This is a genomic window from Aliiroseovarius salicola, from assembly GCF_027891095.1.
Classification (GTDB): Bacteria; Pseudomonadota; Alphaproteobacteria; order Rhodobacterales; family Rhodobacteraceae; genus Aliiroseovarius; species Aliiroseovarius salicola.
Window position 1 is genome coordinate 88,601 of record NZ_JAQIIO010000004.1, and the last position, 15,687, is coordinate 104,287.

Sequence of the window (15,687 nt, forward strand, 5' to 3'; positions counted from 1 at the left end):
CCATTGCCGTTTAATATCCTGGTTCTGGTTTGTCTGCTTTACGTGATTTTTCTTTTTGCGGTGGCCTTTGGTGCAGACAAGCGCGCGCGCCATGGTGGAGCAACCTGGCTCGGCAATCCTCTGGTCTATACGCTGTCTCTGTCTGTGTATTGTACAGCTTGGACTTTCTACGGAGCTGTCGGATACGCGGCGCGATCCGGGCTTGAATATGTGACCATCTATCTGGGGCCGACACTGGTCATGATCGGTTGGTGGGGGCTGTTGCGTAAACTGGTGCGGATTGGGCGCGCCCAGCGGGTGACCTCCATCGCGGATTTGATCTCTTCGCGTTATGGTAAGTCAAACGGGTTGGGCGTATTGGTTACACTTCTGGCAGTGGTTGGAACTACACCTTATATTGCCCTTCAACTTCAGTCAGTTACCCTATCATTTGCTGTATTTGCAGAGCAGGGTGTGAGCGATTGGGCAGGAGGGGAATGGGCCGGTGGCCAGACCCCGGTGGACCTGTCAGCAACCGCCTTGTGGGTTGCGATTGGTCTGGCACTTTTCACAATCCTTTTCGGCACGCGCAACCTTGATGCAAATGAGCGGCACAATGGTGTGGTGACCGCTATCGCGGTGGAAGCGATCGTAAAGCTTGTGGCTCTTCTGGCTGTGGGAAGCTTTGTGGTTTGGGGGGTGGCTGGCGGGTTGTCTGGAATCTCGCAGATGATTGCAGAAAGCCCGATCGAAAGCTGGACCATCCATCCAGGCCGTTGGGCCGGTTTGACCTTTGTCTCTGCCGCCGCCTTCCTGACCTTGCCCCGGATGTTTCAGGTGCTGGTGGTCGAAAATGTAGATGAAGAACAGCTTTCTACGGCGTCCTGGGCCTTCCCGGCGTATCTTTTGCTGATCAGCCTCTTTGTCATCCCAATTGCCGTTGCGGGATTGGCCGTCCTTCCAAAAGATGCCAACCCGGATCTTTATGTCCTTACCCTGCCGCTTTACTATAATCAGCAAGGTCTGGCGATGTTGTCATTCCTTGGTGGCTTCAGTTCGGCCACCTCTATGGTGATTGTTGCATCGATTGCGCTTTCCACCATGGTGTCAAACCACATCGTGATGCCGATCTGGTTGTCGGTTCGCCCCCGGAAAGAAGCAACAGTGTCCGGGGATGTTCGCCACCTGGTGCTGTCTGCCCGCCGTCTCTCAATCGGAGCTGTGCTGCTTTTAGGCTATCTTTACTATCAGTTTTCTGGGGGTGGAGCGGCGTTGGCGGCTATCGGGCTGATTTCGTTTACGGGCGTGGCACAGGCTCTTCCGGCCTTGTTGGGCGGGATCTTGTGGCGCGGCGCATCACGCCGCGGGGCGGCGGTAGGTCTGATCGCGGGATTTGTTGTCTGGGCCTATACGCTTTTTCTACCCAGTTTCGGCGACACCGGAATCATGAGTGCCAAAATGCTGGCTGAGGGGCCTTGGGGGATCGAGTGGTTGCGCCCGCGAGCGCTTTTTGGGTTGGGGGGGCTGGATCCGGTTGTTCATGCTGTTCTTTGGTCAATGCTGATCAACACGACCGCCTTTGTCACCGTATCCCTGATGTCCTTCCCCTCACCGCTTGAACGCCTTCAGGGGGCACAATTTGTAAATGTTTTCGAACATTCTGCGCGGGCTCGCAGTTGGGCCCATAGCGGTGCCGAGGCCGAAGACCTTCTGATCATGGCACAGCGGACCATGGGGGCGGATGAAGCACAATCTCTGTTCCAACGGCAAGCTGTTGAGCAAGGGAAAGATGGCTACCTTCCTGATATCACACCAGATTTCATTTCTCGTCTTGAGCGGGAGCTATCCGGTTCGGTCGGGGCGGCAACAGCCCATGCCATGGTCGGTCAGATTGTAGGTGGCGCATCGGTCTCGGTGGAAGACTTGATGGCCGTTGCGGATGAAACGCAGCAAATGCTGGAATATTCGTCCCAGCTGGAAGCACAGCAAAGCGAGCTTACGACCACAGCCCACCGCCTGTCGGAAGTGAACGAAAAACTGACCCAACTGTCGATCCAGAAAGATGCGTTTCTTAGCCAGATCAGCCATGAACTGCGCACGCCAATGACCTCAATCCGGGCGTTTTCCGAAATCCTTCGAGAAGGAGGACTGGATGAAGAGGCTCAGGGGAAATATGCTAGGATCATCCATGGCGAAGCAGTGCGCCTGACGCGGTTACTTGATGACCTCCTTGACCTGAGCGTTCTGGAAAATGGTCAGGTTCAGCTCAATCCCCAGCATGAAAAGCTTTCGCTTCTTCTGGATCGTGCGGTGGCGGCAACCAGTTCAGTAACCGAAGGTGAGATCACCATACGACGTGTGCGAGAAGCGGAGCAGACCCAACTTTACACTGACACTGATCGACTGGCACAGGTGTTTATCAATCTCATCGCCAACGCTGCAAAATATTGTGACGCCGCACGTCCGAAGCTTGAGATCCGTGTGAGCGAGCGCCCCGGTGAATTGCGTGTCGATTTTATTGACAATGGTTCTGGCATCCCTGTGGAAAGCCAGGGAATGATCTTTGAAAAATTCTTCCGCCTGTCCGATCAGAAAGCGGCTGGTGGGGCAGGGCTCGGACTGGCGATTTGTCGCGAGGTGATGGACAAATTGGGCGGGTCGCTTTCATACCTGCCCGGTCAGGGTGGGGCGGCATTTCGCATTACGCTGCCACAGGCTTCGTAAACGCTCATTTTTCTTCTGAAAATCAATAATTTGTAAACCTTGTTTTGGCAGTTCTGAATGCAGGAGTGTCAGGCGAAAGTATGTACAATCAGGTTCGGAATAATGTAAAAAAGCGGCTTGCGGGGCAGGGGCGACCCCCGCCTGAAATTGGGCGTATGACGCCTGAACTTGCGTTGAAACTTGCATTTGCAAGGGCATGCGATGATCTGATGAAGCTCGAAGTTGTCGCCAAATCCGTGAGCATGCAGCGCATGGTGCTGTCCGACGTAAATGATCGATGGCCCGAAAATGCACTTTTGGCTCTGATCTCAGGACCCGGCGACCGTTTGGGGCTTGCGGTGCTTGATTGTCAGCTGACGGCAGGGATTGTCGAAAAACAAGCAATTGGACGTGTGCTATCGGCCCCTGCTGTGGAACGCACCCCAACGCGGACTGACGCGGTTATCTGTGCTGACCTTATCTCAGCTGTATTGTCAGCGTTTCAAAATGAAACAGAGGACGCGGATCTTGCGCTTGTCTCGGCATGGTCCGGATATGATTATGCCTACCCGCTGGAGGATGCGCGTGCCGCGCAGATGGTGTTGGACGACATCCCTTATCGTCTGTTTGACGCAGTGTTGGAGCTGGAAAATAACGCCAAGCAGGGACGCTTGATGTTGTTGTTTCCTTTCGATCCACCGGATGCCTGCCGGACCTCCAAAGAGGATGGCGGGGATGGTGCGGGAATGCTTGAAGATGTGATTCAGGAGGCAGGAACGCAATTGGAAGCCGTATTGCATCGTTGTGAACTGACATTGGCTGAAATCACTGCGCTGAAGGTCGGGGCGCTGCTTCCAATTCCTCGCGAGGCAATAGATCTGGTGAGCGTCGAAGATATTCTGGGAGATAGAGTCAGTTTTGGCTCGCTTGGAGCCAAATCAGGGCATCGTGCCGTTCGGCTGAAACTGTCGCTTTCTGCCCAAGAGCACTCTTCGGTTCATACCGTGGCGGGGGGACTAACAGGGGCAGGCAATGAACGTGCCGCGCATGTGGATGAATTGCCGGATTTGCCGGTCCCAAGCGGGCAAAGCACTTTGCCACACAGTTCTCGGGTAGATTTTTCAACGGGAACGTTTGCATCCGATCAGCTTCAGAACGCGCATTTGGAACGCGAAACGGACCCGACGACAATGATCAATGGGCTGCCAGAAATGCAGGGTGGGACTGAATTCGAGAGTGCGAAAGGAGAATTTTGATCACTTAGCAATGAGCGGTATCGCAATCTCTTGACTTGCATCAAGGTCAATTTTCTGTCGGAATGTCAGCATCCTAATGAAAGGAGACGCCCATGACCGATACGGCCAAATTCCGCAAGATACTCGAGGACCGCCTCAAAGAACTTGATGTGCGTTTACATGAGATTGAGGATGAGTTGGACAGCCACCAATCAAAAGATTGGGAAGAACTTGCTGTCGAGCGTGAAGAAGACGAGGTTCTTGAGGGTCTGGGAACGTCCGGTAAGGTGGAGATTTCCAAAATTCAAGCTGCGTTGAAACGGATGGAAGATGGAGAATTCGGCTTCTGTGTGAAATGTGGCAGTGAGATCTCGGAAGAGCGGTTGGATGTTGTGCCGCACACGCCATTTTGTCGGAAATGCGCCTGATACTTCGGGTCGAGCCGGGCGGATGCTCAGTGGCAGCTTAGGTCGTCTCCAGTTAATATGTTGTAAATTCGACCGATCGGTCGGAAAAAGGTTCGTTTGCGGCGTCAGCGCATTGACAGTTGTACCACCTCCCTCTCATTTGGAGTGATCTTAGTGATGTTTCGACGCTTTGCAGCGTGCAGCCCATGTTTGGTAATCGGAACAATGCGCGACGGGAGGGGATGATGAGCCTAGCGGTGAGCCTTGAATTCGAAAATAGTGTTGCGGTTGTGACCATTAACAACCCACCCGTAAACGCTCTGAGCCATTCAGTGCGGCAAGGGCTTTGGGATTACCTCGAACAGATCGAGCGGAATTCGGACATAAAAGCAGTCATTCTGCGTGCTGAGGGTCGAACTTTCCCTGCCGGCGCAGATGTGCGTGAGTTCGGCCGCCCACGAACCCCGCCAATCTTGTCGAAAATCTGTGACAGAATAGAGGCTTTGCCAACTCCGGTCATCGCAGAGATCCACGGGACCGCACTTGGTGGCGGGTTTGAACTGGCTTTGGCTTGCCACTATCGCATAGCCGACCAAACTGCTCGCATGGGGTTGCCCGAAGTCGGGCTGGGCGTTTTGCCCGGAGGGGGGGGAACACAGCGATTGCCCCGCCTGGTCGGGGCTGCACAGGCGCTTGACATGATCATCGGTGGTAAACCCGTTTCAGCCCCTGCGGCCGAGGCCCTGGGACTGATTGATCGTGCGGTTAAGAAAAACTTGCATCAGGCGGCATTGGCATCGGCGCTAAACCTGATCGATCACGGCGCGGGACCGCGTCCGACCCGTGACAGAGTTGATGGGCTCTCGAATGTGGCGAAATATAATTCGGAAGTCGCTGCAATGCGCACGCGACATGCAAAAAGCCCACTTGCAAATATTCCAAGGATTATCAATTGCGTAGAAGCGGCCGTATTGCTGCCTTTCGAGGCCGGGATTGCGATGGAACGTCAGGCGTTTGATGAATGTGAGACCGGGCCGCAGGCCGAGGCTTTGCGCCATGCGTTTTTTGCCGAACGACGTGCCGCGAAAGTGCCGGAGTTGAAAGGTGCAGAGCTGCGCGAAATTCACCGCATCGGTGTGGTCGGGGCTGGGACCATGGGATCCGGGATCGCCATTGCCTGTCTGGATGCCGGTTTCCCCGTGACCCTCGTTGAACGAAATGTCGAAGGCCTTCAGGCGGGCATTTCCAAGATTGAAAAGAACTACGAGCGTTCTGTTAAAAAAGGACGGATTGATGAAACCACCCGCCAGAACCGCATGGAGCAGCTGAACGGTACAACTGAAATGCAGGATCTGGGTCAGGTTGATCTGGTGATAGAAGCTGTGTTCGAGGACGAAGAGGTCAAGCGCGGGGTGTTTGCCCAGCTTGATCAGGTGATGCGACCGGGTGCCATTCTGGCGACCAATACCTCATATCTCGACATCAATGCGTTGGCTGACACGATTTCACGCCCCGAGGATGTGGTTGGTTATCACTTCTTTTCGCCTGCCCACATCATGAAGCTGCTTGAGATCGTTGTCGGGGCAAAAACCCATAAGGATGTGGTGGCAACTGGCTTTGCATTGGCCAAGAAGCTGCGCAAGGTGCCGGTACGGGCCGGGGTGGCTGATGGTTTCATCGGCAATCGTGTCTTGGCGTCCTACAGGTTGGCCGCAGACTTCATGCTGGAAGAGGGCGCATCACCTGCTGAGATCGACGCTGCCATGCGTGATTTTGGCTTCCCTGTCGGGCCTTATCAGGTCTTGGACATGGCTGGGCTTGATATTTCCTGGGCGCGACGCAAACGTCTGGCCGAAACGCGTGACCCAAAAGAACGCTATGTCGCGATTGGCGACAGGATCTGTGAGCAAGGGTGGTTTGGTCAGAAAACCGGCCGGGGATACTACATTTATGGTGGTGAGAGTGGCCCGGTGGAAAACCCGGATGTGTTGACCATCATCGCACAGGAACGTGCCGCAAAGGACATCACCCCACGCGCGTTTTCTGTTGAGGAAATTCAGATGCGTTGCTTGTCGGCCATGGCCAACGAAGGTGCGCGACTGGTTGAGGAAGGGGTGGCTTTGCGCCCTTCAGATGTCGATGTGGCAAAACTGTATGGTTATGGCTTCCCCCGCCATCGTGGGGGTCCAATGATGTGGGCCGACCAAAACGGGCTTTTGGCGGTGGAAAATGCCTTGAAATCCTACCAGCCCGAAGAACCTGAGTTTTGGAAGCCAAGTCCGATCTTTGCGGAGCTGATCAAAAACGGGCGCCACTTCTCGGATCTAAACGGCGCATAAGTCCGATGGGAGCGCGCCACCCGCGCGATTTACGACAGCGAAATTCCCAGGATCACGCACATCAAGCCCAGCACAGAAAGGGCAAGGCCCCCCATGTTCAGAACCATCGCTTTCTGGATGCGGGCGCGAAGTTCGGCATCGTCAAGACCGGCGCGTTTGGCTTTCATGACCTTCAACGCGCTTGTTACCAGCCCAACCAGACCGACAAGGGACACCACCGCCCCGATTATAATCAGCCAATCCATCTTCTATCCTCGTCTTTCTCGGTGGCAATGCGCCTAACCCGCATGGGCGTCGCGCGCAACCCCTTGAAGGGGCGCGCGCTTGTCGGTACTCATGACCACTGACATAGACAAGAGATACAATTCAGACGCCCGAGAGGACAGGATGGACGACTATAATCCCGACACGAGCTACCGTGTGACCGCAGACGAGCTTCGCCAGTTTGTCGAGCGTTTCGAACGGCTTGAGCTTGAGAAAAAAGACATCGCCGAACAGCAGAAAGAGGTTATGGCCGAAGCGAAATCACGCGGCTATGACACCAAAGTCATGCGCAAGGTGATCGCGTTGCGTAAACGCGACAAAGACGATATCGCCGAAGAAGAAGCGGTATTAGAAATGTACAAAGAGGCCCTCGGCATGACCTGAGCGGTCATTGTTGGACAAATTTGAAGTATTTTTTGCGACGCTACGGGATTCTGTAGCGTCGCTTTTCATGTTTGCGCAGATTTCACTTCCAAATTCAGGTTGAACACAATCAGGAGGAGAAAATTTACACTACTTGTTTCCCAAGCACGACTTCCTGTTTGCGCTCGCAGAGCGAAATCTTGAATTCTCCGGGAAAAAGTCCATATTTTTGCTGTGGCCGCGTGGGAAATTGTATATGCAGCGGCAACGCTCAATCACGGAGAATATCCCGTTGCTCGATCTTTCGCTCGTTCGTTCCACGCTCACCAGCCACTATGACCTTGCGCCCTCGCCAGAGCTCGCCGCCTCAATGCCCGACATCTATGAACGGATGAACCGGGTGATCACGCCAGCAGATTGGGCGATCTACGCGCCCTATGTGAAGGCGATCAACGAGCTCAAGAAAGAGCGCGATGCCGTAATCCTGGGCCACAACTATATGACGCCAGAAATTTTCCATGGTGTATCGGATTTTGTTGGTGACAGCTTGCAGTTGGCAATCAAGGCAACTGAAGTCGAGGCGGATGTGATCGTCCAGTGTGGCGTACATTTCATGGCTGAAACTTCCAAGATTCTGAGCCCCGAGAAAACAGTATTGATGCCGGACATGCAGGCAGGGTGTTCCCTGGCAGAAAGCATCACCGCCGAGGGTGTCGAGGAAATGCGGGCGAAATATCCCGGGGCGCCGGTTGTGTCCTATGTGAACACGACAGCTGAAGTGAAAGCAGCCTCTGATATCTGTTGCACGTCATCCAATGCCGTTCAGATCGTGAATGCGATGGAAAGCGACACCGTGATCATGACGCCGGATCAGTACCTTGCCCAGAACGTGGCCAATGAAAGCCACAAGAATGTAGTGTACTGGCCCGGTTCCTGCATCGTGCATGAACAATACACCGCGCAGGATCTGCGTGATTTCCGCGAATGGAACCCGGGAACACATCTGATTGCCCACCCGGAATGCACGCCGGATGTTGTGGCTGAGGCCGATTATTCCGGGTCCACCAGCGGGATCATCAAATACGTGACCGACAACAAACCGGAAATGGCGATGTTGATCACCGAATGTTCGATGGCCTCGAATATTGCGGATGAACTGCCTGAGGTGGAGTTCGTCGGTCCCTGTAACATGTGCCCATACATGAAGAAAATCACGCTCGAAAAAGTGCTTTATGTGCTCCATACCATGGACAATCAGGTAGAAGTCGATCCTGAAATGGCCAAAAAAGCGCGTCGTTCTGTTGAGCGCATGATCGATCTGTCGCGCAAATTGGGCATCTGACAAACCAATGCAAGAGATCTCCACCAATCGTATCGTCATTATCGGCGCTGGGATGGGGGCGCTTTATGCGGCGCTGAAACTGGCGCCATGCCCGGTTGTGGTGATCTCGCCTGAACCTTTGGGGGAAGGAGCAAGCTCTGCATGGGCGCAAGGTGGTGTGGCCGCGGCGATGGATGTCGAAGACAGCCCGGAGAGCCATGCGGGCGATACCGAGCGCGCTGGGGCTGGCACCGTTGATGCGGACGTGGCGCGCATGGTCACGCGTGAGGCTCGTCAGCATATCATTGACCTGACCACGCTCGGCACGCCTTTTGATCGCACTGAAGATGGAGAATATGTGCTGTCGCGCGAGGCTGCGCACAGTTTTGCCCGGGTGGTGCGAGTGAAAGGTGATCAGGCCGGGGCAGAGATCATGGCGGCGCTTATCGAACAAGTGCGTGAAACTCCCTCGGTTCAGGTGTTGCAGGGCACGATGGCCGTGGATCTCGACGTGTCAGACGGATGCATAACCGGAGTGGCGGTCACGCAAAGTGATGACAATCGTTCGGCCCCTGTCATGTTGCGTGGCGTGGCCTATCTTCTGGCGGGCGGGGGCTCCGGCGGGCTTTATGCGCTCACCACCAATCCGCCGCGTATACGCGGTCAGGTGATCGGTATGGCGGCCCGCGCGGGCGCTGAAATTGCTGATGCAGAATTTGTCCAATTCCACCCGACCGCAATGGATGTGGGTGAGGACCCAGCGCCCCTGGCCACGGAAGCGTTGCGCGGAGAAGGGGCCATTCTGATCAACAAGCATGGCCATCGTTTCATGCCGGCCATTCACCCGGACGCCGAACTTGCTCCGCGGGACGTGGTGGCCCGTGCGATTTTTGCCGAAGTGCAGGCGGGCAATCGGCCAATGCTCGACACCCGTGCGGCTCTGGGTGAAGAAATCAAGACCCAGTTTCCTTCGGTTGCGGAATATTGTGCCCGAAATGACATTGACCCGGCGGTTGACCCTATTCCAGTTGCTCCCGCCGCGCACTACCATATGGGTGGGATTGCCACCGATGAAAATGGACGGGCGTCGCTGGAAAGGTTGTGGGTCTGTGGTGAGGCATCTTCAACCGGATTGCACGGGGCTAACCGATTGGCCTCAAACGGGTTGCTGGAAGCTCTTGTCTATGCGCGCCTCTGTGCTGACAACATTATGCAATCGATTGATATCAAATCCGATGCAGCCCCTGTGGATATTCGTTTTGAACCCGGGGGCACTGCGCCCGAAGAGGCGGCCGTCATGGCGCTGCGCCGTACCATGACCGATCTGGTTGGCGTGGTACGGGATGAAACGGGTTTGACACGCGCCCTGCGAAATATCGCAACGCTGGAAGCTGACCAGTCACATTCCTTGGCGTTTCGCAATATGTGTGCCACCGCCACACTGATTGCAGCGGGCGCGCGTGAGCGGCGTGAGAGCCGCGGTGCACATGAGCGTTCAGACTATCCTGACCCGGTGCCCGGACCGGGCAAACGTTCATTCATGACATTGACCCAGGCGCTCGAAATACGCGCGCAGGCCTGTGAGGAAACCCAATGACTTTTGCTTCCGTTCCCGATCTCGTCCTCGAACCGATGGTGCGTGGTGCCTTGATGGAGGATCTGGGCAGCTATGGTGACGTGACGACCCGCGCTGTGATCCCGGCAGACACCAATTATGACGCGCGACTGAATGCCCGCGAAGATGCAGTCGTGTCGGGTATGCAAATCGCCGCTCTGGCATTTCGATTGGTAGACCCATCGCTTGAGATCGTGACCCATATCGCCGATGGCCAGCCGTGCAAAAAGGGCGACACGCTGATGGAAATCAAGGGATCGGCCGCTTCGATCCTGTCGGGTGAGCGCGTTGCTCTTAATTTCGCCGGACGACTGACCGGAATTGCCACCAAAACCTCAGGATTTGTGGCCGAGACCAAGGGCACCGCCGCTCGCGTTACCTGCACGCGCAAAACCACACCCGGTCTTCGGCTGGTCGAGAAACTGGCCGTGTTGCATGGCGGAGGCTTCAATCATCGCTATTCGCTGTCTGACGCGATCCTGATCAAGGACAATCACATCGCTGCAGCTGGCGGTGTGCGTCAGGTGCTAGAGGCCACGAAAGCTCATGCGAGCCATATGATGGCGGTGGAGATCGAAGTAGACAGGCTGGACCAGTTGGCTGAAGCGCTTGACGTGGGCGGGGCATCTGTCGTGCTCCTCGACAATATGGACAATGATATGTTGCGTGAGGCCGTTAAAATGGTTGATGGGCGGATCAAGACCGAGGCCAGTGGCAACGTGACCTTGGACCGGATTGCCTCAATTGCAGCGACCGGCGTAGACTACATTTCATCTGGCGCCTTGACCCATTCAGCGCGCACCGTGGATTTGGGTCTGGATTTCTGAGAACGCGCCAGCCCCTTACCCAGTCAGAAGTGTCACTCCCGGGATCGACTTGATTTCATGCATGTCATCATCATAAGCGCGTGATAATTCATCCATAAGCTCTTCAGTCCAGCCGGGGAGGGTGATTTCCTCTTCGATTTCCTCTTCCAGTGCGAATTTGTCCAGAAAGGCCGACAGGACACGACGGCGTTGGATCTCACTATGGATCGGGTGGGTGTGCATGTAGGCCCGAAGCCGCTTCATCCCTTCTCTGGCCATGATTTTCATGAGAATGTCCAATCCGCCTTTGAGGCGGATCTGGGGGTCAAGCCCGGCAATCTCATGCATGACTTCGGGCCAAATCAGGGGGGTGTCCTCGTTGCACCAAACTGTGATGGGAGTATCCGGATTTGCCTCGCGAATAGAGTAGATGGTATCGGACCAAAAAAGGGTGCGGGGATTCACATCTTCAAGAAGCTTGGAAAGCTGATCTTCCGGAACTTTTGAGGCAAGTGCCGGTATCAGGGTCGCAATATCCCGCATCCCCATGAAAAACTCGACCTGATGCTTGTTAAAAAGATTGCGAATGCGACGTGTATTACGCTGTGCCAATGGGTAAAGCGCCCCGCCTTCCAACGCCCGGAACGGGGCCCCAAGAAAATTGTCGTGACCAAATACAATACGTTCCGCGTCATCCAGATCTACAAAATGCTCGATCAGCATCTCTTGAGTGTCGAGATCTGCCTTTTCGCCGTCCAACTTGTTCAAGACATCAGCCAGCATTCTTCGATAGCGGTTGGGACCGGGAACGCAGACTCCTTCCTGAGCAAGAACACCTGCGTTCTTCAAGAGAGAGCGCAGCAGTTGGTCGTCATCGGTGCAATGTGATCCGATTTGGAAAGAGATCTTCATTCCCTGCTGCGTCCTTTTGACTGGTTTTCACAAACATATGGCGCTTTTCTGGACAGTTAAACCCGAATTGGTTTATGGGCTGTTTATGACCGAGCAAAATACTCAGCCTTCCAGATCAGGCATTGTGAAATCTTCGCTGCACAGATGGCGAATTTCTCCATGGTCGATAGGTGCTGCCTTTATTGCTGCGCTGGTCATGATGCCTATTCTGTCGATTATCTGGATGGCTCTAACTCCCGAGGAAAACGCCTGGCCGCACCTGATGGCCACCACATTGCCTCGCTATACCATCAATACTTTGGTCATTTGCATATCGGTAGGCGTGCTGTCCGCAGCGATCGGGATGGGATCAGCCTGGATGCTGACCATGTACCGTTTCTGGGGGTCGCGCTGGATGCAGTGGCTCTTGCTGACACCGCTCGCGATACCGGCCTATGTGGGCGCCTATGCGATGGTGGATTTCCTCGAATATGCCGGACCAGTGCAGACCGGATTGCGCAACCTGTTCGGCTGGGAGAGCTCGCGTGACTACTGGTTTCCCGAGATTCGATCACGTTGGGCGGCCATAGTGGTTCTGACCGCCGCACTGAACCCTTATGTGTTCTTGCTGGCGCGCACTGCTTTGCGAGAGCAATCCGGGGATGCCTATGAAGTTGCCCGCGCGTTGGGGGCAGGGCCCTTTGCTCGGTTCTGGCGCGTTGGTCTTCCTCTTGCCCGCCCGGCAATTGCAGCAGGTGTTGCGATTGTGATGATGGAAACCTTGTCCGACTTTGGCGTGGTGGATTTCTTTGCGGTTCAGACCCTGACCACCGGGATTTTCTCGATCTGGCTTGAAAGCCATAACGCGGGTGGGGCAGCACAGATTGCGCTGGTCATTCTTGGGTTCGTGTTTCTTCTCGCAGCACTTGAAAAAGTCGGCCGTTCACGCTCGCGCTTCTATCGGACCTCTCGACAGAGCCGCCCGGTTGCACCGCGTCGCCTGACCGGGTTTTCTGCATTCATGTGCCTTGCGCTATGCGCTGTACCATTTGTCGTTGGTTTTGTAATGCCTGTCGGTGTGCTCTTGTATCACGCGATAAACAAACCTGAATTCTGGTTCTCAAACGGACTCATGTCGGCTCTTCTCCATACGCTGACGGTCGGAGGGGCCGCAGCCCTGATCACGGTGATCGGAGCTTTGTTTCTGGTCTACGGTGTGCGTATGACCGGTCGTCAGTTGCCGCGTAAGCTCATGCCCCTGACAACCATTGGCTATGCGGCGCCAGGTGCTGTTTTAGGGGTTGGAATACTTATCCCGATGGCAGCGGCGGACAATTTCGCAGCAGATACCGTTCTGGCTGTCTCAGGCTGGGATCCGGGACTTGTCATGACGGGTACGGCATTTGCGGTGATCTACGCCTATTGTGTGCGATTCTTTGCAATCGCCCAGGGGGCTGCGGATGCTGCGTTCGGACGGGTCTCTCCAAGCCTTCCAATGGCGGCACGCTCTCTGGGGCGCAACGCGCGCGGCGCGCTGACGGAAGTTTATGTCCCTCTGATCCGCGGATCAGTTGGCACTGCTTTGCTTCTGGTTTTCGTCGACAGTGTGAAGGAATTGCCAGCCACATTGCTTCTGCGCCCCTTTAATTACGGTACTTTGGCGACCCGTGTTTACGAACAAGCCTCTCTTGAACAGCTCGAGCAGGCCGCACCTCCGGCGATTATGGTGATCACTGTCGGACTAATCGCGGTCGCAATGTTGGCGCGTGCGGGGAAATAGGCTTGAACCCTCGGCCGAGTTCTCGTAAAGGAGTGCCCGTGCCCCTATAGCTCAGCTGGTAGAGCAACTGATTTGTAATCAGTAGGTCCGCGGTTCAAGTCCGTGTGGGGGCACCAGATAACCTCATATATAATCAAATGCTTATACGAGAAATGCGCGTATTATTGGCCATGAGATGGTCGTGGATTTTGGCTTTTGGGGGACAAATGGGGGACAAATCACCCCGAATAAGCGCTGATTTGGCGTGCAATCATTGTCTTCTGTATATTCGTTACCACTTTCCTCACCACGTCGGCCTATGAACTTGGCCAAGATTGCCTTCAGGATCACATTCCCGCGAGTGGCTCCGATGCCAGTTTTGGAACTTTTGGTGCTGACCGCCGCGCGTAAATCGCATGGCCCGACATATGGCAAACTTAATACCTTTTCCATCATCGGTGATTTTGTGGACGTTTCACCGCGAAATGAAATGTTACGGCCAGCCAAAGCACTCTCGACACCCTTCAGAGCATGTGCACGGATCATGCGGAACGATCATAATGGAGGGAAAGATGATGCTTGATGACACCCCGTCACCGGAGAAAGTCTACCTGCTCTGCGGCGAACTTCTGCGTGACGAGGGAATAGAGAACCCTAAGCGCGAACACGTCGCTCGCATGTTGGGTTACGCGCTCACCTTTGCTCACATCAATTTCTCGGAGGAGGAAGGAGGCGACGCGACTGACAGGGCCGCGATTATGAAGATGATTGTGACCGCCGCCGCCGCTGCGGAAGAGTGGCATGAGGAGTTCAGTCAGGTGGCAAGGCAAGTGTTTAAGTGATACGCCGCTGACGCGCTGACTGGCGTATGACTATGACGCTGACTGAGGCAGAGGATACCACCGATTGCCATCAATGACCTATCTTTGATGACCAGATTTTGCCATGTCTTGTGCAAGCAACCTAACATGGTGAGGGCAACATGCAGGACCGATACGCGGGTGATGTCGGAGATTATGTGAAGCTCGGACTGCTCAGGGCATTGGGAAAAGGTCGGCAAACTGGTGTGGTCTGGTATCGGTTCCCCGACGAAGACCACAATAATGATGGTCGCCACGTTAAATATCTCTCTCAGCCAGAGAGATACAGGTATCTCGATCCTGATCTGTATGATCACTTGCGAAAAGTGGTGGTCAGCGCCCGCACTGTTAGCTCGCTGCTGCCCACGCTGCCCGGTGCTGTATCCGTTGGAAACAGCGTTGATAGTGGTGTTGTTCCCGCGCGCCTGAGGCGCGATTGGAGGCGAACTTGGTTTGATCGTGCTCTCCGCGAAGTCTCAGGTTGTGACATCGTCTTTGCGGATCCTGACAATGGTATCGTAGATGACGCGGACACAAGAAAGAGGTCAGCAAAGTACGGCAAGCAAATACCGTTGAACGAAGTGCAGACGTTGGCGGACGGGCGCTGCGCTGTGATCTACCACCACAACACTCGAAGGGCTGGAGGTCATGACGCAGAGGTCGACCATTGGCTTGGCAATTTTGGCGTACCGAGCATGGCAGTGCGAGCCACAGCTTATAGTCCGCGCACCTTCTTCGTGTTAAACCCGGATCACGAAACGGTTTCTCGTGTGGTCAAGTTCTGTGAACGGTGGGGAAAAATGAAAGTCAGATTGCATACCGCGCATAGCAATTAATGCAACTTATCTTCTACTGCAATTCACGCCATTAGAAGTCGACCAAGTCAATGCGTACATGCGATTTGGTACATCTGTTGTTCTGACATGATATTGGCAAGAGTGACTGAGGTATGCGCTGACTGAGACGGGGACACCACCCCACCCCTAGGGGCACTCCGGCCATCTGCTTGGTATTTGTTATTGGACCCCGCGAGAAAATTTTCAGGGTAAAGCAACGGACAGCATTATGCTCCGCGTCTTGAGCCAAACGAATTGCGGGCAACTCCTACACGCATAGACTGTTTTGAGGGTGCGCACCGGTCAAAG

At 54.8% G+C, this 15,687-nt stretch carries 13 protein-coding genes and 1 tRNA gene; 12 read left to right on the top strand and 2 right to left on the bottom strand.

Annotated elements, in window-relative coordinates; all coding sequences use genetic code 11:
* The first annotated feature begins 3 nt into the window (after positions 1-3).
* The 4 genes from O2N63_RS08895 to O2N63_RS08910 all read left to right on the top strand — a co-directional run bounded on the left by O2N63_RS08895 (position 4) and on the right by O2N63_RS08910 (position 6,663).
* Positions 4-2,703, top strand: coding sequence for an ATP-binding protein (locus O2N63_RS08895; protein WP_271054207.1), 2,700 nt, complete (start codon positions 4-6; stop codon positions 2,701-2,703).
* A 155-nt stretch (positions 2,704-2,858) separates the two neighbouring features.
* The gene (locus O2N63_RS08900) at positions 2,859-3,938 is read left to right on the top strand and encodes a FliM/FliN family flagellar motor C-terminal domain-containing protein (RefSeq protein WP_271053916.1); all 1,080 of its coding nucleotides are present in this window, start codon (positions 2,859-2,861) and stop codon (positions 3,936-3,938) included.
* A 92-nt stretch (positions 3,939-4,030) separates the two neighbouring features.
* Complete coding sequence (locus tag O2N63_RS08905; protein WP_271053917.1) at positions 4,031-4,345, top strand: TraR/DksA family transcriptional regulator; 315 nt, start codon at positions 4,031-4,033, stop codon at positions 4,343-4,345.
* A gap of 224 nt (positions 4,346-4,569) precedes the next feature.
* Positions 4,570-6,663, top strand: a complete 2,094-nt coding sequence (locus tag O2N63_RS08910) for a 3-hydroxyacyl-CoA dehydrogenase NAD-binding domain-containing protein (RefSeq protein ID WP_271053918.1) — start codon at positions 4,570-4,572, stop codon at positions 6,661-6,663.
* A gap of 29 nt (positions 6,664-6,692) precedes the next feature.
* Here the strand turns inward: O2N63_RS08910 and O2N63_RS08915 are convergent, their stop codons facing one another.
* Positions 6,693-6,908 (bottom strand): hypothetical protein, encoded by a 216-nt coding sequence (locus tag O2N63_RS08915; protein ID WP_271053919.1) that lies wholly within the window; start codon positions 6,906-6,908, stop codon positions 6,693-6,695.
* A 142-nt stretch (positions 6,909-7,050) separates the two neighbouring features.
* Here O2N63_RS08915 and O2N63_RS08920 point away from each other — a divergent pair, with 142 nt between their 5' ends.
* From O2N63_RS08920 to nadC, 4 genes are all read left to right on the top strand, one after another.
* Positions 7,051-7,311, top strand: coding sequence for a DUF2312 domain-containing protein (locus tag O2N63_RS08920; protein WP_271053920.1), 261 nt, complete (start codon positions 7,051-7,053; stop codon positions 7,309-7,311).
* Positions 7,312-7,546: 235 nt separating this feature from the next.
* Positions 7,547-8,632 (top strand): quinolinate synthase NadA, encoded by a 1,086-nt coding sequence (gene nadA / locus O2N63_RS08925; protein ID WP_408629798.1) that lies wholly within the window; start codon positions 7,547-7,549, stop codon positions 8,630-8,632.
* Between the two features lie 7 nt (positions 8,633-8,639).
* Positions 8,640-10,208: an L-aspartate oxidase gene (locus O2N63_RS08930; protein WP_271053921.1), complete on the top strand. Its 1,569-nt coding sequence runs from the start codon at positions 8,640-8,642 to the stop codon at positions 10,206-10,208.
* Positions 10,205-11,053, top strand: coding sequence for a carboxylating nicotinate-nucleotide diphosphorylase (gene nadC / locus O2N63_RS08935; protein ID WP_271053922.1), 849 nt, complete (start codon positions 10,205-10,207; stop codon positions 11,051-11,053). Before O2N63_RS08930 ends, nadC begins: the two co-directional genes overlap by 4 nt.
* 15 nt (positions 11,054-11,068) lie before the next feature.
* Here the strand turns inward: nadC and O2N63_RS08940 are convergent, their stop codons facing one another.
* Positions 11,069-11,944: a hypothetical protein gene (locus O2N63_RS08940; protein ID WP_271053923.1), complete on the bottom strand. Its 876-nt coding sequence runs from the start codon at positions 11,942-11,944 to the stop codon at positions 11,069-11,071.
* A gap of 85 nt (positions 11,945-12,029) precedes the next feature.
* Here O2N63_RS08940 and O2N63_RS08945 point away from each other — a divergent pair, with 85 nt between their 5' ends.
* The 4 genes from O2N63_RS08945 to O2N63_RS08960 all read left to right on the top strand — a co-directional run bounded on the left by O2N63_RS08945 (position 12,030) and on the right by O2N63_RS08960 (position 15,378).
* Positions 12,030-13,703 (top strand): ABC transporter permease, encoded by a 1,674-nt coding sequence (locus tag O2N63_RS08945; RefSeq protein ID WP_408629806.1) that lies wholly within the window; start codon positions 12,030-12,032, stop codon positions 13,701-13,703.
* Between the two features lie 40 nt (positions 13,704-13,743).
* Positions 13,744-13,819, top strand: a tRNA-Thr gene (locus tag O2N63_RS08950).
* A 435-nt stretch (positions 13,820-14,254) separates the two neighbouring features.
* The gene (locus O2N63_RS08955) at positions 14,255-14,524 is read left to right on the top strand and encodes a hypothetical protein (protein ID WP_271053924.1); all 270 of its coding nucleotides are present in this window, start codon (positions 14,255-14,257) and stop codon (positions 14,522-14,524) included.
* 140 nt (positions 14,525-14,664) lie between these two features.
* Positions 14,665-15,378: a hypothetical protein gene (locus O2N63_RS08960; RefSeq protein WP_271053925.1), complete on the top strand. Its 714-nt coding sequence runs from the start codon at positions 14,665-14,667 to the stop codon at positions 15,376-15,378.
* Positions 15,379-15,687 lie beyond the last annotated feature (309 nt).